19 protein-coding genes are annotated in these 21,584 nt (G+C 70.5%); 13 read left to right on the top strand and 6 right to left on the bottom strand.

Annotated features, from left to right (window positions below; translation table 11 throughout):
- Positions 1-112: 112 nt before the first annotated feature.
- The 4 genes from IG99_RS26410 to IG99_RS26395 all read left to right on the top strand — a co-directional run bounded on the left by IG99_RS26410 (position 113) and on the right by IG99_RS26395 (position 6,436).
- Entirely contained in the window at positions 113-2,404 is a 2,292-nt protein-coding gene (locus IG99_RS26410) for a serine/threonine-protein kinase (RefSeq protein ID WP_037677786.1), read from the top strand.
- Entirely contained in the window at positions 2,401-4,278 is a 1,878-nt protein-coding gene (locus IG99_RS26405) for a hypothetical protein (RefSeq protein ID WP_037677784.1), read from the top strand. The genes IG99_RS26410 and IG99_RS26405 overlap by 4 nt, the downstream gene beginning before the upstream one ends.
- A gap of 149 nt (positions 4,279-4,427) precedes the next feature.
- Entirely contained in the window at positions 4,428-5,765 is a 1,338-nt protein-coding gene (locus IG99_RS26400) for a hypothetical protein (protein WP_037677783.1), read from the top strand.
- The gene (locus IG99_RS26395; protein ID WP_037677782.1) at positions 5,762-6,436 is read left to right on the top strand and encodes a hypothetical protein; all 675 of its coding nucleotides are present in this window, start codon (positions 5,762-5,764) and stop codon (positions 6,434-6,436) included. The genes IG99_RS26400 and IG99_RS26395 overlap by 4 nt, the downstream gene beginning before the upstream one ends.
- 13 nt (positions 6,437-6,449) lie before the next feature.
- Here IG99_RS26395 and IG99_RS26390 read toward each other — a convergent pair whose 3' ends face one another.
- The 3 genes from IG99_RS26390 to IG99_RS26380 are packed head-to-tail and all read right to left on the bottom strand — an operon-like array spanning position 6,450 to position 8,600.
- Positions 6,450-7,070, bottom strand: a complete 621-nt coding sequence (locus tag IG99_RS26390) for an HAD family hydrolase (RefSeq protein WP_037677781.1) — start codon at positions 7,068-7,070, stop codon at positions 6,450-6,452.
- 36 nt (positions 7,071-7,106) lie between these two features.
- Entirely contained in the window at positions 7,107-7,385 is a 279-nt protein-coding gene (locus IG99_RS26385; RefSeq protein ID WP_037677779.1) for a hypothetical protein, read from the bottom strand.
- A 6-nt stretch (positions 7,386-7,391) separates the two neighbouring features.
- Positions 7,392-8,600, bottom strand: coding sequence for an MFS transporter (locus tag IG99_RS26380; RefSeq protein WP_037677864.1), 1,209 nt, complete (start codon positions 8,598-8,600; stop codon positions 7,392-7,394).
- A gap of 91 nt (positions 8,601-8,691) precedes the next feature.
- Between IG99_RS26380 and IG99_RS26375 the strand changes: the two genes are divergently transcribed.
- Positions 8,692-9,453 (top strand): DeoR/GlpR family DNA-binding transcription regulator, encoded by a 762-nt coding sequence (locus tag IG99_RS26375; protein ID WP_037677777.1) that lies wholly within the window; start codon positions 8,692-8,694, stop codon positions 9,451-9,453.
- Here the strand turns inward: IG99_RS26375 and IG99_RS26370 are convergent.
- Together IG99_RS26370 and IG99_RS26365 are read right to left on the bottom strand one after the other, a co-directional pair.
- Positions 9,410-9,883 carry a GMC oxidoreductase gene (locus IG99_RS26370; protein ID WP_267882561.1) on the bottom strand — a complete coding sequence of 158 codons (474 nt, stop codon included), beginning with the start codon at positions 9,881-9,883 and terminating at the stop codon, positions 9,410-9,412. The two genes, IG99_RS26375 and IG99_RS26370, sit on opposite strands and share 44 nt — an antisense overlap.
- A gap of 40 nt (positions 9,884-9,923) precedes the next feature.
- Positions 9,924-11,501, bottom strand: coding sequence for an MFS transporter (locus IG99_RS26365; protein WP_037677775.1), 1,578 nt, complete (start codon positions 11,499-11,501; stop codon positions 9,924-9,926).
- 85 nt (positions 11,502-11,586) lie between these two features.
- Here IG99_RS26365 and IG99_RS45850 point away from each other — a divergent pair, with 85 nt between their 5' ends.
- Together IG99_RS45850 and IG99_RS26360 are read left to right on the top strand one after the other, a co-directional pair.
- Complete coding sequence (locus tag IG99_RS45850; RefSeq protein WP_078947910.1) at positions 11,587-11,775, top strand: ribbon-helix-helix domain-containing protein; 189 nt, start codon at positions 11,587-11,589, stop codon at positions 11,773-11,775.
- Positions 11,772-12,116: a VOC family protein gene (locus IG99_RS26360; RefSeq protein WP_037677773.1), complete on the top strand. Its 345-nt coding sequence runs from the start codon at positions 11,772-11,774 to the stop codon at positions 12,114-12,116. Before IG99_RS45850 ends, IG99_RS26360 begins: the two co-directional genes overlap by 4 nt.
- 14 nt (positions 12,117-12,130) lie before the next feature.
- On the opposite strand, the gene IG99_RS26355 is transcribed toward IG99_RS26360, so the two are convergent.
- Positions 12,131-13,120 carry an NADPH:quinone reductase gene (locus IG99_RS26355; RefSeq protein ID WP_037677772.1) on the bottom strand — a complete coding sequence of 330 codons (990 nt, stop codon included), beginning with the start codon at positions 13,118-13,120 and terminating at the stop codon, positions 12,131-12,133.
- Positions 13,121-13,260: 140 nt separating this feature from the next.
- Between IG99_RS26355 and IG99_RS26350 the strand changes: the two genes are divergently transcribed.
- The 6 genes from IG99_RS26350 to IG99_RS26325 are packed head-to-tail and all read left to right on the top strand — an operon-like array spanning position 13,261 to position 21,360.
- Positions 13,261-13,803: an SRPBCC family protein gene (locus tag IG99_RS26350; RefSeq protein WP_037677771.1), complete on the top strand. Its 543-nt coding sequence runs from the start codon at positions 13,261-13,263 to the stop codon at positions 13,801-13,803.
- Between the two features lie 17 nt (positions 13,804-13,820).
- Entirely contained in the window at positions 13,821-15,389 is a 1,569-nt protein-coding gene (locus IG99_RS26345) for a class I adenylate-forming enzyme family protein (protein ID WP_037677769.1), read from the top strand.
- Positions 15,390-15,391: 2 nt separating this feature from the next.
- Positions 15,392-16,591: a 3-hydroxybenzoate 6-monooxygenase gene (locus IG99_RS26340; protein WP_037677768.1), complete on the top strand. Its 1,200-nt coding sequence runs from the start codon at positions 15,392-15,394 to the stop codon at positions 16,589-16,591.
- Entirely contained in the window at positions 16,588-18,567 is a 1,980-nt protein-coding gene (locus IG99_RS26335) for an FAD/NAD(P)-binding protein (protein ID WP_037677767.1), read from the top strand. The genes IG99_RS26340 and IG99_RS26335 overlap by 4 nt, the downstream gene beginning before the upstream one ends.
- A complete protein-coding gene (locus IG99_RS26330; RefSeq protein ID WP_037677766.1) occupies positions 18,564-19,967 on the top strand; it encodes a nitrosuccinate lyase in 1,404 nt (467 codons plus the stop codon). The genes IG99_RS26335 and IG99_RS26330 overlap by 4 nt, the downstream gene beginning before the upstream one ends.
- Before the next feature lie 4 nt (positions 19,968-19,971).
- Positions 19,972-21,360 carry an FAD-binding oxidoreductase gene (locus IG99_RS26325; protein WP_037677765.1) on the top strand — a complete coding sequence of 463 codons (1,389 nt, stop codon included), beginning with the start codon at positions 19,972-19,974 and terminating at the stop codon, positions 21,358-21,360.
- Positions 21,361-21,584 lie beyond the last annotated feature (224 nt).

Raw genomic sequence — 21,584 nt, 5'->3', positions numbered from 1 at the left:
TGGTAGAGCTTTGCCCCTGCACGTATCGCGGGGCGCGTCGACTTGGGGGGAGGTCGTGGCGTTGACTGAGGAGTTTCGCGGTGAACGGCCCGCGGAGCCACGAGGGCGGCGGGTGACGATAGGCATCGTTCCGGAGGCCGGCGAGGGTTCCGACTTCGTCTGTGACGGCTGGCGCATGACTCGTTTCCGCCATCGGGTGACCGGTCATCAGCTCGTGGTCAAGTCGGCCCGCGGCGGTGACACGGCGGCGCTGGACCGGGAGTTCGACAACACCGCCGTGCTGGTCCGGCTCTTCCACCGCGACCGGGTGCCGCGGCAGCTCGCCCACGTCGTCGCCCGGGACGACACCGGCCCGACGGGCACCCGGCTGCTGCTCTCGCTGCGCGGCAGCAGGCTCGCCGACTGGACGTCCCCGGACGCCCTGCACGGCAACCAGCTCGAGAGCGCGGTGCGCGACCTGTTCACCGCCGTCGCCGCGCTGCACCGCTGCGGGCTGGTGCACGGACGCCTGGACCTGGAACACCTGTGGTGGGACGGGAACGGCCTCCAACTGTCCGGCCTGGACACGGCCGTTCGGGCCGGCCGGACGCTGCCGCCGCGGCCCGTCACCGCGTGGGACCCACCGGAGTTCGGGTACGGCCGCACGGCGGAAGAGCAGGACGACGTGCACAGCGCGGCCCTGCTCGCCTTCTGGATGGCGACCGGCCAGACGGTGCCCCCGGGCAGCAGCCGCAGCGCCTTGCGGGACCTCGTGGACCCGCACGAGGAATGGATCCGGGGCCTGATGCTGCGGATCTTCTCCCACACCGGACCGGCACAGCTGCCGCCCCGGCTGCCCCGGGCCCGCGAGGTCCAGGAGTGGCTGGAGCCCCAGCCGCCGCCCGGACAACGGCTGTGGGAGGAGCGCCGGGACCGGAACCTGGAGCAGGCCCAGGAACTGGCCCGCAAGAACTTCGCCCAGCTCCGCACCCACCAGCGGTCGGTGCGCGAGACCAGACGGCAGCGCGAGGAGGAGGCCGCCCGCCGGGAGCGCGAACGCCGGGACCGGGCGGCCGCCGCGGCAACCCGGGCCGCCGCCGACGAGGCCGCGGCCGCCCGCGGCGGCCCGCCGCCCCGGAACACGGGCGGACGCCGGGGGCTGCGCGCCACCGTGCTGTCCTGGTTGGGACTGGACACCCCGCCCGAGCCGGGCCCGCCACCGCCCCCGCGGGCGGCGCCGTTCGTCCCGCCTCCCAGCCGGGAAGCGGAGCAGCTGACGGTGGAGTGCCCCGTCTGCCTCAACGTCCTCGTCTGGGACAGCCTGCGGCGCGGGCAGTACGAGGACGTACGGTCCCCGGCCGTGCGCGGCGAACCTGACGAGCCCGAGCCCAGGCCGGCCCGGGCCGGGGGGCGCGCCGCGCGGGCCGCCCAGGAGGCGCGCTCGTACCGCACCTGCCCGGGCAACCCCACCGTCGGCCCGCACGCCCTCCCCGAGCGCTACCCCTCCTACGGCACCCCGGTCCGCATCGGCCTGGTGGGGGAGTCCGCGACCGGCAAGTCGCACCTGCTCGCCGCGATGATCCACCAGGTGATGGACGCCGGGCTGGCCCAGCAGTACGACATCGAGGTGCAGCCGCTGGACCAGCGGCAGTACAACGAGTACCGGTCCAGAACCATCGATCCGCTGATGCGGGGACGCCTCGAACTGCATCCCACACCGGAATCCGACGTCGTGCACTTCGCCGTCGGGCTGATCGTCACCGACCTGCACTCCGGCCGCCGGCACACCGTCGTCTTCTTCGACATCGCGGGCGAGCGACTCCAGCGGCACGGCCCCGAGGTCGACTTCCTCGGTGGTCTCAACGCCCTGCTGTGCGTGGTCGACCCGACCTCGGTCCCCGGCCTGGGGCGCCTGGGCCGACGCCGGTCCGGGCAGGGCGAGGACCTGGCGGTGGCGGCCGTACGCACCCGGCTGAAGGCGCAGCGCAACGGCGCCGACAGCCCCCTGCTGAGCCTGCCGTGCGCGTTGGTCGTCTCCAAGTCGGACAAGCTGCGGCACCTTCGGCTCGGGGAGGCCGAGCCCTGGCTGCCCGGCGGCGACGAACCCGAGGACGACCTCACCGGCGTCGAACGCGAGAGCGAGGACGTGTACACGCTGCTGGCCGCGCGCGGCGGCCGGCGTGCCCTGGACCTGGTCCACGAGTGCGAGGACGCCACTCTCCACCTCGCCTCCGCCACCGGCACCGGAGCCGTCGAGGTCAGACGCCCCGACGGCAGAACGGAGCGGCGCTTCGGCGACGGCTTCGGCCAGCACCGCGTCCTCGCCCCGCTGCTGTCGCTGCTCGCGATGAAGGGCGTAATGACCGGGCCGCGCGCCTACCTCGGTCTGCACCGGGACGTACCGCCCGGGGGGTCGCGGACATGAGCCTGCCCGCCCTCTCCGGCCCCAGGGCGTTCGCCGAACTCACCGTCTACCGGTGGTCGGAGCTCTCCCTGACCGGCGGGAACGGCGTGGGTCCGGTGGCCACGTCGCTGAGCGACGCGGACCTCGGCCGCTGGGACCGCCGCCTCGCCCCGCTCGTCTGGGCGGTCCAGGGTTCCATCCGGCCCGGCTACATGTACCTGACGTACGACGACGAGGCGGCCGTCCTGCGCAAGGTCTCCGTCCAGGACGCCCACGGCCGCAGCGGGTCGACGCTGACGCACGTCCTGACCGGACCGGCCGCCGACCTCGACCTGGCGCTCGCTCTGACCTTGTGCCGCAGCGGCTGGAACTGGCTGCCACCCGGGGGCCTCGACGGCTCGCAGAGCCATCTGCCGCCGGTGCCGCTGGACCGGTTGCGGCCGCACCTGGAGTCCGACGCGGCCGGGTTGGAGAAGGCCGCCGCCGAGGTGCCGGAGGCGCTGCTCGCCCCGGTGGCGGCCGCCGTGCTGTCCGCTCCCGAGGAGCCGGTGACCGTCGTCGGGTCCCGGGTCCCGGCGGAGGTCGTGATCCAGGCGCTGAGCGCGGTGCTGGGACCGCTGACCGCGGGCGAGTGGACCTTCGCGACCAGCGAGGAGAGCGACTCGGCCCCGGGGCTGCCCCGGTTCGTCTTCCTGGAGCGCGAGCGCGGCCCCCTGCACCAGGGCAACCGGCGGCTGGTGCGCGCCGACGTGGTGGAGGACCTGGGCGCGGCCGACGCCTCCGTCGATCGTGCCGCGCATCTCGTCCGCCTGCACCGCCGGCGCGGCCCCGAGGCCATCGCCCGGCTGCGGCCGCCTCAGCCGCTGCGCACCGGGCGGGAGGCCCGCGCCTGGCAGGACGAGCACCAGACGGCCACCGGCATGGTCGTGGACGTCGCCGGCATGCTGCTCGACGCGGTCGGGGGCCGTCTGGAGTCGGACGAGATCGCCTTCCTGCGCCGGCCGGCGAGCGTCCCCCAGGTGGAGACGCATCTGCGCCGGCTGAAGCCGCAGGAGCTGGAGACGCTGGTTCGGAACTGGTCGCCGCACCGGCAGGACCTCAATGGGCTGGCCCTCGTCCGGGACACCCTGCACACCGAGGTGCTGCGCCGCGTGCTGCGGGCCCGGACCGACCCCGGCTCGCACACGGACGCCGAGACCGGCCCCGGCCTGGTGTCCGCCCTGCGGTCGGCGCTGCCCCGCGGGGACCTGATGCGCGAACGGCTCGACCACGAGCTGGAACTCGCGCGCCGCAAGGGGCTGAACGTCGACGTCCTGGGCGTCCTGCTGGTCGCCCGCAGCGCCGGGCTGCCCGAGGGCGACCTGGTCGAGGAGGTGCGCCGGCTCGCCCTGTCGGAGCTGCCCCTGGAGATCCTGCTGGCGCAGGTCGACCGCATCACCGCCACGGACCCCTCGCTGGGCCGGGAACTCCTCCATGTCTGCTTCCGGCGCCGCTCCCGCCGCGACAACAGGTACCGGATCGCGGCCGTCCTCGGCGACCAGCGCTTCCTGGCGAACGCCGTGCGGGTCATGTCCGACGGGCAGCCGGGCCTGGCCGTCAAGTACTACCAGTGGCTGCTGTACTGCCTCACCGGCAGCCAGACCATCCAGCGCAGGGACGTGCACGAGGTACTCGGCCTCGCCGGCCACCCTCCGCCGGCGGCACTGCTCAGCGCGCTGCGACGGAACGGGGCCAAGAACGCCGTCCAGTCCGTCGACGCGATCGCGGCGAGCGAGTACTTCCGGCAGAACCTGTCCGCGCGACAACGGCCATCCGACCCGATGCACCACTCCTCCACGCCCACCGCCCGGCCGGACCCGTCGCACCCCGACGAACCCGACCACCGCCACGGATAACCGACACCCCACGGATGACCGACACCCCACGGCTGAACGACCCCACGGCTGAACGACACCACGGCTGAACGACACCACGACCGACCGACGCCACCACTGACCCACGGTGTCGCCATGCCGGCCGGCGTCATGAACACGAAAGGCATACGGTGACCACGAACACAGTCCCGCCGCAGCCGCCCGGGGCGGCGGCCCCGCCGACCGCGACGCCGGAACTGCGCGCGGCGGGGTCGCAGTTGGCGAAGCTCGCCCAGCGGTCCCCCAGCGCCACCGGCCGCGTGGTGCTGAACCGGGTGGCCGAGGACGTCGCCACCGGCGGGCGGGCCCTGGTCGGCCTCGACCTCGTCCACGTCTACCCGCCGCACCTGCTGGTGCCCGATGCCCCGAAGTCCAACCAGCAACTCCTGGGCTGGCTGGGCGTGGTCCGGGACGTGTGCGTCTTCGCGCCGATCGTGGTGACCTGGCTGTCGCTCTACTCCGCGATCAACCAGTACAAGGACGGCGCCAACTTCCTCACGTTGTGGGCCCACGACTTCGGTGGGGTCGCCGTGCTGTCGGTGGTGACACTGATATTGGTGGTGGTGACCCTCACCGTCGTCCTGCACTGGCTGCGCCTGCGGACCCAGCAGGCCTGCTCCCGCGCGCAGGTGCGCCGCGCCGTGGGCGAACAGCTGGCGCTGATCACCTTCGAGCTGTCCATGACGTCCGGCGCCCAGGCGGCGGCCGTGCCCACCGGCCGACTGGTCCGCGCCGCCGGAGAGATCAGCGGCGCCACCGACCGGCTCACCCGGATCCTGCACGAGGCCACCGAGCGACTGGGGAAGATCTTCGACCCCGGCCCGGAGTCGGGCTTCACGAAGGCGCTGGAGGGCTGGACGGCGTCGGCCGGCGCCCTGGAACGGATGGGCAAGTCCCTGACCGTGCCGCACCAGCTCATCCAGGAGTTCGCCGCGATGCGCAAGTCCCTCAGCGCGGACGAGGAGGCCACCCGCCGCGCCCTCGCGGAGCTGCTCGCCGAGCTGACCGAGGCGACCGAGACATCGCGCGACTCCGACCAGGCACACGTACGTGTGGCCGAGGTGGTGCTGGAGGGCACCCGGCAGGTGCGCGAGGCCATGGAGCGGTTCGTCGAGCGCACCCAGCTGCTGGACATGTACATGGACGCCATGGTGGACACCCTCAACCGCCTCGACCCCAACTGGGCCGACGCCCCACCGGCGGCCGGGCCCACCTCGCCGCCCCCAGGCTACGACCCGATGGGCGACGACGGCTTCGACCACCTGCACGAACACGACGACGGCAGGACCGCGCCCGCCGCGGGCCGCGACTGGTCCGGTGCCGGCACGGCGACGGAGGAACCCCCGCCCGCCACGGACCCGAGGGCAGAGCCCCGGCCCGAGCCCGAGCCGGACCCGGACGAGCCGCCCGGCTTTGACCCCGACACCTCCGACACCGACCAGTGGTACGGCGACGGGAGCCGGCGGTGACCGCCCCGACCGAGCGCGCCTGGGAGGGATCCGACGACACGTACGAAGGCGGCACGTCCGAGGGCGGGGAGTGGAACGGCGACGGCGGGCCGGGGCACGCGGAAAGCTCCGCCACGGCCCCCCGCCACCTCGCCGGCTGGCTCTTCGCGGACCTCTTCCTCGTCCTGTTCGTGCTGGTCCTGGGCCTGTTGCCACCCGCACCACGGGAGAAGGAGGAACCACCGGTGCGGCCCACCGGCCAGGCATCGACGCCCGCGCCGGGCCGGCCGGCCGGGAAGGTGGTGGCCGGTGGCATCGACCCGAAATACCACACGGTCGGCGTCGCGCTCTCCGCGCGGTCCACCGTCAGCGCCGGACAGCGCAAGGGACTCACCTCCGCCGACGCGGCCAAGGTCACCGCCGCCGTGGCCCGGGAGGTCGCCCGCAGCGGCAAGGGCCGCAAGGTGGGCATGCTGATCACCTTCGGCGGCGCCCCCCACTTCGAGGAGAACGCCCGCACCCTGGCCCGCCACACCAACAAGGCCCTGCTGGCGAAGGCGCCGAAGCTGTTCTGCGGCAGGAACGTCGGTACCCGCCCCTTCTGGGACGGCGACCCCCTCAGCGACGGCAGACGACACTACGACGCGGTCCGGATCGACGTCTACTACACCAACTCCTGCAAAGAGCACTGAACTGCGGCATTGCTCATCGGGTCGGCAGCCACGCGTCGATGACGGCTGCGAGTCCGTCCTGGCCGTCGAAGATGTGCCCGTTCATGCCGACGGCTTGCGCAGCGCGGACGTTCTCCTCGCGGTCGTCGACGAAGAGGAAGTCGGCGGGTGCGGCCCGCAGGGCGACGACGCAGTGCTGGAAGGCGGCGGGGTCGGGCTTGGCCGCACCGATCCTTCCGGAGAAGGCGACGTGGTCGAGATGGTGCAGCCAGGGCTGGGCGGCGAGGAAGGCGTCCGCGTGGTCCGCGGGGATGTTGGACAGCAGGGCGACCCGGGCGCGGTCTCGCAGGCTCCGCACGTAGGTGACCATGCGGTCGTCGACGCGGGACCAGCTGTCGATGTCGATGAGCCGCAGCTCCTCGATCGTGTCGGCGTCGGCGGGGCGGGACAGCGCGTGCAGCACGTCTGTCCAGTACGCGGATGCGGTGTGCCGGCCGGCGTCGTAGGGCGGGCGGTGGGTCCAGTAGGCGGTGGTGAAGGCGTCGAGGGAGGTGTGGCAGCGGGCGGCCATCTTCTCCAGCGCGCCTGGGCGTTGGTGGCGGGCGATGACGCCGAACAGGTCGAAGAGCACGATGCGGCGGTGGTCGGTGGACATGAGGGTCCGCTCCGTTGGGGTCTCGAAGCGATCGGTTCAGTGCCGGTGGGGCAGGGCGCGGGCCAGTGAGTCGAGTGCGGTCAGGGCGTCGGGGCCCGCCGGAGCCAGAACGACGCTGGTCGCGACGGCCGCATGGCGGGCGTCGATCGCCGCGCGGGCCTGGGCGGGTGTGCCGGCGATGCTCAGCTCACGGACCCGGGCGGCGGGCGCCGGTGTCATCGGCCGGGCGAAGTGCCCGGAGTCGGGGCTGGCGGCGCGGTGTGCGCGCAGTTCGCCGGCGAAGGGCAGGGGCGCGATGCGGGGACCGTGCCGCACCAGCGGTCAGCGGCTGCTGCCCGCCATCTCGGGCCGGCGGGTGCGCTCGGATCCGGTGCGCAGGACGCGGGCGCCCACGGCGGTGGTCGCGCACAGCAGGGTCAGCAGGACGAAGGCATGGTTGAGGGCGACGAGGTGGGTCAGCCAGCCGATCACGGCGGGGCCGGCCAGCATGCCGACGTAGCCGAGTCCGGCGACGCGGGAGACGTTGGCACCGGCGGCGGAGGGGGCGTCGTGACCGGCCGCGCTGAACAGTTGCGGGACGCAGCCGGACAGGCCCAGGCCGAACAGTGCCCAGCCGGTGAACGCGGCCCACAGCCACGGGCCGAGCGCCACGAGTGTGATGCCGACGGCGGCCGTGGCCGCGCCGTGGCGCAGGATCGCCATGGAACCGAACCGGGCGGCGAAGCGGTCGGCGAGCAGTCGGCCGATGGTCATGGCCGCGGCGAAGGTGCCGTACGCGAAGGCCGCCGTGCCGGCGGGCGCGCCCAGGACGTCCTTCAGGTGCAGGGCGCTCCAGTCGTTGGCGGCGCCTTCGCACAGCATGACCATCAGCGCCAGGACGGCCAGCAGCCAGACCCGGCCCGTGGTGCCGCAGCGCTCGACGGCCGGTGACGTATCGGTCTCCTGCGCGGATCCGGGGCTCTCGACGTCGGGAGCGGCGGGCAGCAGGGCACGTGCCGAGGCCAGGGCGATCACGATGCCCGCGGCTCCCATGGCGGCCATGGCCGCGGCCGGGTACAGGCCGGCGCTCGCCGCGCCCGCTCCGGCGAGCGCGGCGAGGACACCGCCGACGGAGAACGTGGCGTGGAAGCCGGACATGACGGGCCGGCCGTACGCCTTCTCCACGTGCACGGCGTGGGCGTTCATGCTCACGTCGAGGCAGCCGTTGCAGAACCCGAAGACCAGCAGCGCGCCGGCCAGCGTCCACGGATCCCGGGCGAGACCGGGCAGGACCAGGGTCGCACCGCAGACTACGCCGCTGACGGGTACCACGATCCGGGCGCCGAGGCGGTCGGTCAGGGTACCGGCCACCTGCATTCCGACGAAGGCCCCGAACCCGAGCAGCACCAGCAGGCCGCCGAGCGTGGCGTGACTGATGCCCACGCGTTCCTCGATCGCGGGGATGTGCACCACCCAGGCGCCCATCAAGGTGCCGCACAGGACGAAGTAGACATAGGTCGCCACACGGGCGGCTCGCAGGGAAGGGTCCATGCCGACGAGCGTAACGAACATCGAGAATGTTCGAAAGACGAGGTAATGAACAAGGTTGTTGTTCGTTTACTGGTGGTGTTCAATCTGCGGTATGAGCAGCACAGACCGGCACGGCCTGATCGCGAAGGCCGTCAGGGACTCCGGAGGCGCCACGGTCCAGGAACTGGCGGAGCTGACCGGCGCCTCGGAGATGACCATCCGGCGCGACCTCGACACCCTCGCCGCCCAGGGCGTCCTCGAACGCGTCCGCGGAGGAGCACGCACCCTGTTGCTCCGGGGCGAGGAGCCCCCCTTCGCGTTGCGCGCCCACGAGGCGGTCGACGCCAAACGCCGGATCGCCGCCGAGATCTCCGCACTCGTCGCCGACGGCGAGAGCGTCCTGCTGGACAGCGGCACCACCTGCCTGGAGGTCGCCCGTCTGCTGCGCGAACGGCCCGTCACCGTGATGCCTCTGTCCCTGCAGGCCGTCCACCTGCTGTCCGAGACACCCGGCCCGGCCACCCTGGTCGTGCCCGGCGGACAGCCCCGCGCCGCCGAAGGAGCCCTCACCGGCCCCCTCACCCTCGCCTCCCTGGCCGCCCTGCGCTTCGACACCGCCGTCATCGGCTGCTGCGGGCTGACCGCTGCCGACGGACTGACCGCCTACGACCTCGACGACGCCGCGGTGAAGAAGGCGAGCATCGCCTCCGCCCGCCGCGTCATCGCCGCCGCCGACGGCAGCAAGCTCGGTCACACCGCCTACGCCTACGTCGGCCCCGCCGCCCTCCTGCACACCCTCGTCACCGATGCCACCGCGGCCGCCGACGAGGTCACCGCACTCGAAGGCGGCGGCACCGTCGTCCGGACCGTTTGACAGACCGGCACGGCTCGCCCGGAGAGAGTGGGTTCACGAGGGTCGGCATGATCGACGTGTCCGCCACGCGGACGTTCTCCAGCCCGTGCACACGGAGTTCATGGTCGACGACCTTGCCCATCACGCAGGTGCCCGACGGGTGGTAGAAGGAGAACGACTGCGTACCGATGACGTCGTCGATGTCCTGGTCGCTGTCCGACAGCGGGGCGAGTCCGGCGTCGGCGGCCCCGCGCAGGTCCGATTGCAGCATGGCAGTCAGCCACTGTTCACGGGCGATACGCATGCACAGGCGGACGCCCTCGCGCAGCCGTCGGCGGTTGCACCGCCGGCCCGCCCCGGGCCGTTTCCGCCCTGGCCGTCGATCTCCACGTCGTGCTCCACGTCCACCACGAGGTGGACACGGCAACGAAGCGGCGACGGTTGACGGCACCAACAGGGTCAGCTGTCGACGCCACCGTCGCCGCGCGCGGTCACCTCGATTGCGGTGCCTCGGTGCTCTGCGGTTGGGGTCGGCCGCCCGACTGGCCGGGTGCCTGGGGTGCCTGGGGTGCCACGAAATCCTTGGCGCGGATGAGGAAGAAGGCCAGGACGCCGCCCACCAGCGCCAGGATGCCGCTGGTGACCAGCAAGTCGTTCATGGACGTCGCGAAACTGGCGTGGACCGCATGTTCCACCTGTCCACGGAACTCCGGCGGGGCACTGGCGCTTGCCTTCCCGGGAACACCCATGCGGATGGCGTCCGCGATCTGGTCGGTGCGTCCCTGCATCCCGGGGACGCCCGCGAGCCGCTCTCGCAGTGCGTCGTGCAGTGACGCGGTGAAGATCGAGCCGTACAGGGCGATGCCGACGGCGATGCCGACCTGCCGGAAGGTCTGGTTCACGCCGGAGGCCATTCCGGCGCGGTACACCGGCGCCACACCGATGGCGGTCGAGGCCAGCGGCGGATTGACCATTCCGGCGCCGATGCCCGTGACGATGAGTCCCGGGATGAGATGGGTCCACTCCGACCCGGCGGTCACACCGGTCATGAGCAAGAGGCCGATGCCCACCACGACCAGGCCCGGGCCGATCAGCCATCGGGTCGGGACACGGTTCAGCATCCGGCCTGCCGCCATGGCGGCGACGAGTGTGAAGCCGGAGCTGACCAGAAGCCGGGCGCCGGTGCCCATCGCGCTGAAACCGAGGCCGTTCTGCAGGTACAGCACGAGGTAGATGAACATCGCGAACAGCGAGGCGTTCATCGCGAACGCTGCGATCGAGCCGCCCAGGAAGGTCGGGGTGCGCAACAGGGAAAGGTCGAACATCGGTTCAGAGACGCGCGACTCGATCACCGCGAACGCCGCGAGGAACACCGCCGCCAGGCCGAAGGAGACCAGCACACCCGTCTCGCCCCATTCCGTGTCGCTCGCCCTGATCAAGGCGTACACGAGGCTGAACAATCCGGCGGTGAGCGGCACGATCCCGAGCCAGTCGATCCGGGAGGCACGCGGCGGACGGGACTCGTCCACCATGCGAAGGGTGATGACGAGCGCGGCGATACCGATCGGCAGATTCACCAGGAAGATGCCGCGCCAGCTGATCCCGCTGGTGATCACGCCGCCGAGCACCGGGCCGAGCGCGGTGGCCACACCGGCGACGGACCCCCAGATCCCGAAGGCCACGCCGCGCTGTTTGCCCTGGAACGTGCTGGCGAGCAGCGCCAGGGAGGTGGCGAACAGGATCGCGCCGCCGATCCCCTGCACCGCACGGGACCCCACCAGCATCGTCTGATCCTGCGCGATACCGCAGAGCAGCGATCCCGCGGTGAAGATCGCCAGGCCGATGGCGAACAGGAGTCGCCTGCCGTAGAGGTCGGCCAGGGAGCCCGAGGTGAGCAGGAGCGCCGCAAGACTCAACGCGTAGGCGTCCGTCGTCCATTGCAGGCCGCTGAAGCTCGCGTCCAGCGAGTGTTGGATGTCCGGCAGTGCGACCGCGACGATCGTGACGTCCAACAGCAGCATGAACGTCGCGGCACTGACTACTAACAGCGTCCACCATTGGCGTTTCATTGTTCGGCCTCCTCCTCGGTCGACGGCTCGCAAATCGACGGCTCCTGGGGCTTCATTCTTGGTCGACGCATGCTAGCATGCTAGCATGCCTGCAGAAGTCAAGCAATTCAACGTCTATCTGCCGGTGGATCTCATCCGGCGGATCAAGCACCATGCCATTGAGAACGAGTCCTCGCTCTCGGCCCTGGTCGCCGAGGCAGTGCGCACGTATCTCGATGCTCACGAGCAAGACGCCGTTCAAGAGCACGAACCTTCGAAAGGAAAACTGATATGACCACCGAGGGCATGGAAGGCGTGTACCTCGAGACCCATAACTGGGGAAAGGCCGCCAAGTTCTTGCAGGCCTTGGGCTACAACGTCGAATTCGCGACCGAGGAAGGTTCGGGGATGCTCCGCAACGGTGCGGGTCCCTACGTCCTGCTGGCCGAAATCCCCGAGGACCAGAAGCCTGAGTTCCAGGTCGTGCTGCGGGTGCCGGACGCCGAGGCGTTCAGTGCCGACGGGGCCCTCGACGTGGTCACGCCCTTCGAGGAGACCCACTACGGAACGCAGGAGATGAAGGTGCGCGATCCCGACGGACGCGTCTGGAGCCTGCAGGCTCCGATCAAGAAGTGAGTGCGGGGCAGCTGTCATCGGTGTTCGTCAGACCACTGTGGAGTGAGAATCACTCGCTTGCCGTGCAGCTGCCCCATCTCCATCCGCTGGTGCGCTTCGGCGGCCGCGCTCAAGGGCAGGACCTCGGTCGCCCGGGAACGGAGCCGGCCGGCGGCGAGCAGGCGGTTGATCGTGCCTGCCGCCTCGGCGAGTTCGGCCGTCGTGGCGTGCGAGATGACGAAGCCTCTGACGGAGCAGTCCTTCATGTAGAGCTGTCCGGCCGGCAGGACCGGCTGTGTCTGTGCGCCGGCGAGCAGCACGATCCGGCCGCGATGCGCGAGCACGTCGACCGCGGCGGCCAGATCGTTGTCGCCGGACGTGTCGAGATACACGTCGATTCCCCGGGGGCACAGCGTCTTGACGCGTTCCGGCACACAGGGGTCGGTGTAGTCGATGACCTCGGCCGCGCCGAGGCTCATGCAGTAGTCCGCATCGCGCTTGGCGGCCGTGGCGATGACCCTGGCGCCCGCTTCGACGGCCAGCGTCACCAGTGAGCTCCCGACATTGCCCGCGGCGCCGACCACGACAACGGTTTCCCCGGCTCGAACACCGCCGTGCGTGAAGAGTGCGAGGTACGCGGTGGCTGTCGGATGGACCACGGCGACCGCTTCGATCGGGGGCACCCCGGCGGGCAGGTGGTAGAGCCGGTCGGCAGCCACGACGGCCTGCTCGGCCGCCGCGCCCTGCCTGCCGCCGTGGCCGAGGCTGTTGCTCCACACCAGATCGCCTCGGGCGAAGCCGGGGGCACGGCTCTCGGCCACGACGCCGACCAGATCGCGGCTGATCACGAACGGGAACTCGAGCGGAGTACGGAACATACCCGAACGTACGAAGGTGTCGACGGGATTGACCGTGGTGGCGATCACGTCGACGAGGACGTCGGTCGGTCCCGGCCGCGGCGGTTCCAGTTCGCCGTAACGGACGTTCTCCGATGGTCCGAGTCGTTCGATGAAGGCTGCTCGCACGTCCTCATTGTCGGGCGCTCCGCCGTGGTGGCCGGCGAAGAGCCGGGGCTGTTCGTCAACTCGCGAAGGGCCCGGTTGACCTGACGCACCTGGGTCGCCTTTCTTTGACCGGGTCCGCGACGGCTCCCATGATTCAGCCCATGGGCCAAACGAACACTCAGGAAACTCCTCTGTTCGAAGTACGGGCCGACATCCGTCTTTCGGCCACTCCGCGAGAGGCATACGCGGTGGTCAGCGATATGCCGCGCAGTGCCGAATGGAGTCCGGAATGCACTGGTGGAACGTGGGTGTCGGGTGAGCCTGCCACGGTCGGTGCGGTCTTCCGTGGTGAGAACCTGCGTCCCCGGAATGTCGTCGAGTGGGCGCCGGTCGTTCGCGGCGTCTGGAGCACCGAGTCCGAAGTGATCGCGGCCGAGCCCGGACGCGCCTTTCGCTGGGCCATGCGCGACAGCGCCGGACGTGCCCAACAGAGTGTGTGGTCCTACGAGATCGAGCCGGCCGACGGCGGATGCGTTCTGGTGCACCACTTTCGGATGGACGCCCCCACCGAGGGGATCAAGGGCATCACCGCGGAGATGGACGAGGCCGAAAAGCGCAAGTTCTTCGTCGACTGGAGCGCCAAGCTGGCCAAGGACCTCCAGGTCACGTTGCAGCGCATCAAGGCGGTAATCGAGCAGAAGTGACCGGGGATGGTGGATAGATGCTCCTCCAGCGCATAGGAAACCGTGGAATTCGGCTGGGCACACTCTTCGATCGTGCCGCGTCCCGGCACCCCGCCAACGTCCTGATTCTGGACCATGATCTCGACATGGCGCCGGGGCTGGGACGCCGAATGACCGTGACGGAAGTCGCCGACCTGGTCGACGATTTCGCCTCCCGGCTCTGGGCCGCGGGAGTCAGACCCAGTGAGCGCGTGGTCGTCTACAAGTCCAACAGCTTCGACATCACCTTGCTGGCGTGCGTGATAGCCCGCATCGGCGCCGTGCCGGTGTTGTTGTCACCCAAGCTCGACGGAGCGACCGTCGCCGAGCTGGTCCGTCGCGTCGACAAGCCGCATCTGGTGACCGACCAGGCCAAGCTCGACGACGAACTGCCCGCGTCCGTGTTCGACCACGCCCACCAGATTCTGCTCACCAAGGGAAGCCATCCGGGCGCGACGCAGCTGCAATCGCTCGCCGGGGTGACCCGGGTCGCGCCGGTCACCATGCCGCCGGAGCATCCGACGCTCATCACGCACACCTCAGGAACCACCGGTATCCCCAAACTCGCCGTCCATACGGGACGGACGCTGGAGGCGCGCTACCGGCCGCAGGCATCGGTGACCGCCCTCGTCCGCAAACGGCGCCCGGTGGCGGTCCATGTCTCGTTCGTCCATTCGCGACTCTTCACCGCACTGGCCATCACGATGCTGCGCGGCTTCCCGCTGGTCATGCTCGTCGACGACGACCCCGAACACGTAGCCGACCTCTTCGCCCGGCTGCGCCCCGGCGTGGTCGAAGCGCATCCCAACTCGTTCATGCGGTGGGAGAAGCTCGCCGACGACCCGCGCGGTCCGCTGGCGGACGTGAAGTACTTCAGCAGCACCTTCGACGCCATCCACCCCAGGACCGTTCAGCGCACGCTGCGCGCCTCCCGGCACCGGGTGCCGCTCTTCGGCCAGCTCTACGGTCAGAGCGAGGCGGGTCCCGTCGTCGGGCGGATCTTCACCCCGTGGAGAGGACAGGCCGCGGACGGCCGCTGCGTGGGATTCGCCTTCCCCGGTATGACCGACGTCCGGGTGGTCAGCATGGACGGCAAGCCGGTGTCGAAGTCGTCACCGGGGTACATCGAAGTCCGCACGGACGGCCGGGTGCTGACGTACCTGGGGGAGCAGGAGCGCTACCGCAAGCAGGAGAACGACGGCTGGTGGCGCATGGGCGACGTGGGCTACCGCACCAAGTGGGGATGCCTGCACCTGCTCGACCGTGAGGTCGACGTCATCCCCGGATTCGGCAGCACCCTGGCCGCCGAGGACACCCTCTTCTCCAGACTCGACGAACTCGTCGAGGTCATCATCGTTCCGGGCCAGGGCGGTACGCCTGTTCCCGTGGTGTGCACCAAGGACGACGAGCCGTTGGACATGGTCGCGTGGAAGGCGGCGGCGGCATCGTTGCCCACCATGGCGGATCCCGTGCAGTGGCGGCTCCAGGACCTGCCCCAGACCGCGACCACCAAGATCAAGAGGCTGGAGTTGGCGAAGTTGTTGAGCAACGGAAGTCAGGCCCAGTAGGGATGGCGACGCTACTGATCGTCGGAGGTGGAATCGGCGGACTGGCCACCGCGCTGAGCATCGCCCGTCGAGGCCATGAGGCCGTGGTGCTCGAACGCAACGACCGCTTTGCCGAACTGGGCGCGGGCATTCAGCTGGCGCCGAACGGAATCGAGGCACTGGACAGGCTCGGCCTCGGTGACAAGGTCCGTGAGCGCGCGGTGCACATCGACCACCTGCGGTTCATGGACGGGGTCACCGGGGAGCACGTGGTGAGCATGCCGCTCACTGCGGACTACCGCCGCCGCTTCGGCAACCCCTATGTGGTGGTGCATCGAGGCGAACTCCACGGGATGCTGCTCGACGCCTGCCTCGCCTCACCGAGAATCCAGTTGCGCGCCGGGCATGGCGTCACCGCCTACGACCAGGACGACACCGGTGCGACGGTCATCCTGGCAACGGGCGAACGGATCACCGGCGATGCCGTGATCGGGGCCGACGGCATCCGGTCGGCGATCCGGCGGCAGCTCGTCGGCGACGGTGAACCGCGCATCTCGGGCATCACGGTCTACCGTTCCCTCATTCCCATCGAGCTGGTGCCGGACGAACTGCGGTGGAATGCCGTCACCTGGTGGGCGGGCCCCAAGTGCCACTTCGTGCACTACGCGATCGCGGGCGGCCGGTACCTCAATCTGGCGGCGAGTTTCGACGACGCGGCGACCCGGGCGATCGCCGGGACACCGGTGGAGAAGCAGTTCGTGCAGAGCCGGTTCGGCGCACTCGGTGAGGCTCCGCGGCAGCTCCTCGCGCTGGGGGAGGACTGGAAGGCCTGGGTCCTGGTCGACCGTGACCCGGTGGACAACTGGACCGACGGCCGGGTCACCCTGCTCGGCGACGCGGCCCACCCGATGCTGCACTACGCGGCGCAGGGCGCGTGCCAGGCGCTCGAGGACGCCGTGGTGCTCGGCGATCTGCTCGACTGCTCCGCGGCCGAGTTCGGCCGGCGCTTCGACCAGTACAACCACGAACGGCGCGAGCGCACGGCCCGTATCCAACGTGTCTCTCGCGAGAGCATCAAGCTGTGGCACCCGGCCGGCACCGATGCCAAGGCCCGCAACGAGAAGCTGTCCTCGATGTCGGCTACCCAGTTGCACGATCACGTGGCCTGGATGCACGGCGCACGGAGCTTCGGCGCCGTCCTGACCGGGGGAGCGTCTCGGTGAACGGCCGGCACCTGGAGATCTGTGTGGTCGGCGCAGGCCCCCGCGGGCTTTCGGTGCTGGAGCGCCTGTGTGCCGGCGAACGCCATGCACGGACGCACCAAACGGTGACCGTGCACGTCGTCGACCCGGCTGCCCCCGGCGCGGGCTCGGTGTGGCGGCCCGACCAGTCACGGTTTCTGCTGACCAACACGGTGGCGTCCCAGATCACCGTCTTCACCGACGACAGCGTCCGCATCGAGGGGCCCATCGAGCCGGGGCCCAGCCTGTACGCATGGGCCAAGAGCCTGGCGCAGGCGGACTCCGGCGCCGACTACGACGAGCACACCCTGGCGGAGGCCAGGGCCCTCGGGCCGGACTCGTACCCGACCCGTGCCCTGTACGGCCGTTACCTGCACGACGTTTTTCAACGCATCGTGGAGAACGCGCCCGATCACGTCACCGTGCAGGTACACCGGTCGCGTGCGGTCGCCGTGGCGGACACACACGGTGTTCCCGGCGGCCCCCAGGGCGTTCGCCTGGAGAATCTGACCCGGCTCAACCACCTGGACGCGATCGTGCTGGCCCAGGGACATGTACCGGCTCGCCTGACACCACGACAGGAACGGGCGGCGAGCCTGGCCCGTATCCACTACCTCACCTACATCACCCCGGCCAATCCCGCCGACGTCGACCTGAGCGCGATCGAGCCCGGCCGGCCGGTGCTGCTGCGCGGCCTCGGCCTGAACTTCTTCGACTACATGGCGCTGCTGAGCGTCGGCCGCGGCGGGGCCTTCGTCCGCGACGGTGAGCGTCTCGTGTACCAGCCGTCCGGAAACGAGCCTCGGCTCTACGCCTTCTCTCGTCGCTCCGTGCCCTATCACGCCCGTGGGGAGAACGAGAAGGGAGCCTTCGGCCGGTACTTTCCCAGGCTGCTCACCCCCGAACACATCAACGGACTGCGTCAGCGTGCGCAGGAGGGCGACCGTGTGCATTTCGCCACGGATCTGTGGCCGCTCATCACACGGGAAGTGGAATCGGTCTACTACGGCGCGTTACTGAAATCTCAGGGGCGAGGCGCGGAATCGGATCGCTTCGTCGAGCGGTATCTGGCCACTGCGGACGCCGAGGATGCGGCCCGGCTGCTGGATTCCCACGGCATCGACGCCGCGGTCCGGTGGGACTGGGAAAGCGTCTCCCGGCCTTACGGCAGCCGTGAGTTCGTCGACCGTGCGGATTTCCGGGAATGGTTGCTGGAGTACCTGGCGCGCGATGTCGTGCATGCGAAGGAGGGCAATGTCAGCGGTCCCGTGAAAGCCGCGCTCGACGTACTCAGAGACCTGCGCAACGAGATCCGGCTCGCGGTGGACCACGGTGGTCTGGAAGGCAACTCGCACCGGGACGACCTCGAGGGGTGGTACACCCCGCTGAACGCCTTTCTCTCCATCGGGCCGCCGGTTTCGCGGATCGAGGAGATGATCGCGTTGATCGAGGCGGGCCTCCTGGAGATCACCGGGCCGGCCACCCAGGTCCGCCTGGACACCGCGGCACAGGCCTTCGTCGCCACCTCGACCCGGGTGCCCGGGCCGCCGGTGCGGTCCAGGGCGCTGATCGAGGCACGGCTCCCGGACCCGGACCTGCGGCGCACCGCCGACCCGTTGCTGCTCCACCTCCTCAACACCGAACAGTGCACGACCTATCGCATCGCCGGATCCTGCGGAACCAGCTACGAGACCGGCGGGCTCGCGGTCACCGAACGCCCGTACCGCATCCTGGACGCACGGGGACGCGCTCACCCGCGCCGCTTCGCCTTCGGTGTCCCGACCGAATCCGTGCACTGGGTCACGGCGGCAGGCATCCGGCCCGGGGTCGACTCGGTCACGCTGGGCGACTCGGACGCGATAGCCCGCGCGGCCCTCGCTCTGCCGCCGGTCGCACACGTGCCTGCCGAGGTTCGTCCGACCCCGGACGAGACAGACCTGACGGGAGTGCTCATTTGACCGCGCCGCCGAGAGGCCCCTTCGACCCCTGTCTCGACGTCGGACTGCTGTCGCCGGTACGGGCCGGCACCCCGATCGAAGCCGCCGTCTGCGACCAGGCATGGTTGCAGGCCATGCTCGACGCCGAGGCGGCGCTGGCGCGTGCCCAGGCCCGGCTCGGCACGCTTCCCGGACCGGCGGCCGTCGCCATCACCAAGGCGGCCGAGGCCGACCGCATCGACCCGCGTCGGATCGCGCTGGCCGCCCGCGACACGGCCAATCCCGTGGTGCGGCTGGTGCGAGCGTTCACCGAGGTCGTCGCTTCCGATGCCCCGGACGCCGCCGAGTACGTCCACCGGGGTTCCACCAGCCAGGACATCCTCGACACCGCGGCCATGCTGATCGCCGACCGGGCCGTCCGCCTGATCCGACAGGATCTCGCACGCGCCGCCGAGGCGCTGGCCGACCTGGCCGCCCGCAACCGTGACACCGTCATGGCAGGCAGAACCCTTGCGCTCCAGGCGGTCCCCACCACCTTCGGACTCAAAGCGGCGGGGTGGCGGCAGTTGATCCTGGACGCCGACCTGCGGCTGGGCCGGCTTCTCGACTCCGGCCTGCCGGTCGCCCTGGGCGGCGCCGCGGGCACACTCGCCGGATATCTGGAGTACGCGCAGACAGCCGAGGGCGATCTCGGCGGGTACGTCGACGCTTTCGTCGATGCCTTTGCCGAGGAGACCGGTCTGGCCCGGCCCGTCCTGCCGTGGCACACGCTGCGCACCCCGATGGCGGATCTCGCGGCGGCCCTCGCGTTCACCGCGGGCGCGCTCGGCAAGATGGCGATCGATGTGCAGACACTCGCCCGGACCGAGATCGCGGAAGTGACCGAACCGACGGGGGCCGGACGAGGCCGATCGTCCGCCATGCCGCACAAGCGCAATCCGGTGCTGTCCACGCTCATGCGCAGTGCGGCGATGCAGGTTCCCGCACTGTCGACCGCGCTGACGCAGTGTCTGGCCAGTGAGGACGAACGCTCGGGGGGTGCGTGGCATGCGGAATGGCTGCTGCTGCGGGAATGCCTGCGGCTGACCGGTGGCGCCGCGCACACCGCGGCCGAGCTGGCCGAGGGCCTGCAGGCGCGGGCGCACCGGATGCGGAGCAATCTCGATCTGACCGGTGGCCAGGTCGTTTCGGAGCGGATCGTCGCCGTGCTGGCGCCGGTCATCGGCACGGCCGCCGCGAAGCGACTGCTGGCTCGGGCCACCGAGGCCACCGAGCGGACCGGCCGGCGGCTGTCCGAGGTTCTCGCCGAGTCGGCGGAACTCGACGGCCGCCTCGACGCCGACGAGCTGACCGAGCTGTGTGATCCTGCCAACTACACCGGCGCGGCAGGCAAGTTGGTGGACCGCGCTTTGAAATCATGAGGCCATGAACGCGTTAGTACCAAGCGATATCCAGCACCTCGTCCCGGCGGTGGACGGTGCTGTCCTGCAGCCTGATGACCAGGGCTACGAAGTGGCCAATGATCTCTACAACACCACCTACCGACACCGGCCCGCCGTTGTGGTCGCGGCGACCGGGGTGGCCGACGTACTGGCGGCGGTCCGGTTCGCCGCGGCCCGCTCGCTGCCCGTCGCTGTGCAGGCGACCGGGCACGGCCCGTCGGTGCCCACGGACGATGCGATGGTGGTCGGCACCAGACTGATGACCGGCGTCCGGATCGACCCCGTGGCCCGCACGGCCCGCATCGAGGCCGGGGTGCGGGCAGGCCGGCTCGTGCGGGAGGCGGCCCAGTTCGGCCTCGCTCCGCTCAACGGCGCCTCGCCGTTGGTCGGCACCGTCGGTTACGCGCTGGGCGGGGGAATCGGGCCGTTGGGCAGGGCCTACGGGTACGCCGCCGACCATGTCCGCGAGTTGGACGTGGTGACCGCCGACGGGGAGCTGCGGACCGCGGCGCCGGACCGGAACACCGATCTGTTCTGGGCGATGCGTGGCGGCAAGGGCAACTTCGGCGTGGTCACGTCGATGGAGATCGACTTGTTCCCGGTGTCCCGGCTGTACGGCGGTGGACTGTTCTTTCCCGGTGAAGCCGCCGCGGACGTCCTGCACGCCTACCGGAAGTGGACGACCACCGTTCCGGAAAACATGTCCTCCTCGGTGGCACTGGTGCGGTTCCCGCCCGTCGAGGCGGTGCCGGAGCCGTTGCGCGGCCGGTTCGTGGTTCATGTGCGGATCGCCTGTTCCGGCTCCGCCGCGGACGGCGAGCGTCTGGTCCGTCCCCTTCTGGGCATCGCGCCGGTGCTGGTCGACACCGTGCGCGACATGCCCTACACCGACGTCGGGTCGATCCACCAGGATCCGACCCGGCCGGGCCCGTACCGGGAGCGCTCGACGCTGCTGCGTGAGATGACCGAGGACACGGTCGAGGAGCTGCTCAGGCTGGCCGGCCCGGGCACGGACTGTCCGGTGTCCGTGGTGGAGCTGCGTCACCTGGGCGGCGCCATGAGCCGGTCGCCGCTGCATGCCAACGCGATCGGCTTCCGCGAGGCACAGTTCAGCGTGTTCACCGTGGCCTCCGCCGGACCGGACCGGGCCGCCGTGGTCGACGGCGCCCAGCACAGCCTTGTCGCAGCACTGGCGCCGTGGCGCCTGGGCGGCCCCTCCCCGAGCTTCCTCGGCGCGAGCGAGGCCGATCCGCGGCACGTGGAGGCCGCCTATGAGCCGGCGACTTTCCAGCGGTTGCGCGAGATCAAGGCCGGATATGACCCGGAGAACATCTTCCGCATCAACCACAACATCCCGCCTGCTGTTCATTGAGCGCTTCGGGACAGAAAAGTTCGCTGTTCAAAAATCCATTCCTTTCCCGTTCTGCTTCACGGGGTTCCCGAAAATTTTCTTCTCCGCAGTTCGTCAAGTCAGGGATTTACACCGACGAGTTGTGCGGTAACACTGCTAAGTGTAATTGTCGGTGCCGGTGTTCCCGTTCTTTCGGTACGCCGACTTCATGACGCCGACCTGGGATACCGGCCCTTTTCATGGAT

It is taken from the genome of Streptomyces griseus subsp. griseus, assembly GCF_000720255.1.
GTDB classification, from domain to species: Bacteria; Actinomycetota; Actinomycetes; order Streptomycetales; family Streptomycetaceae; genus Streptomyces; species Streptomyces griseus_I.
This window is presented reverse-complemented; position numbering and strand designations above follow the sequence as displayed.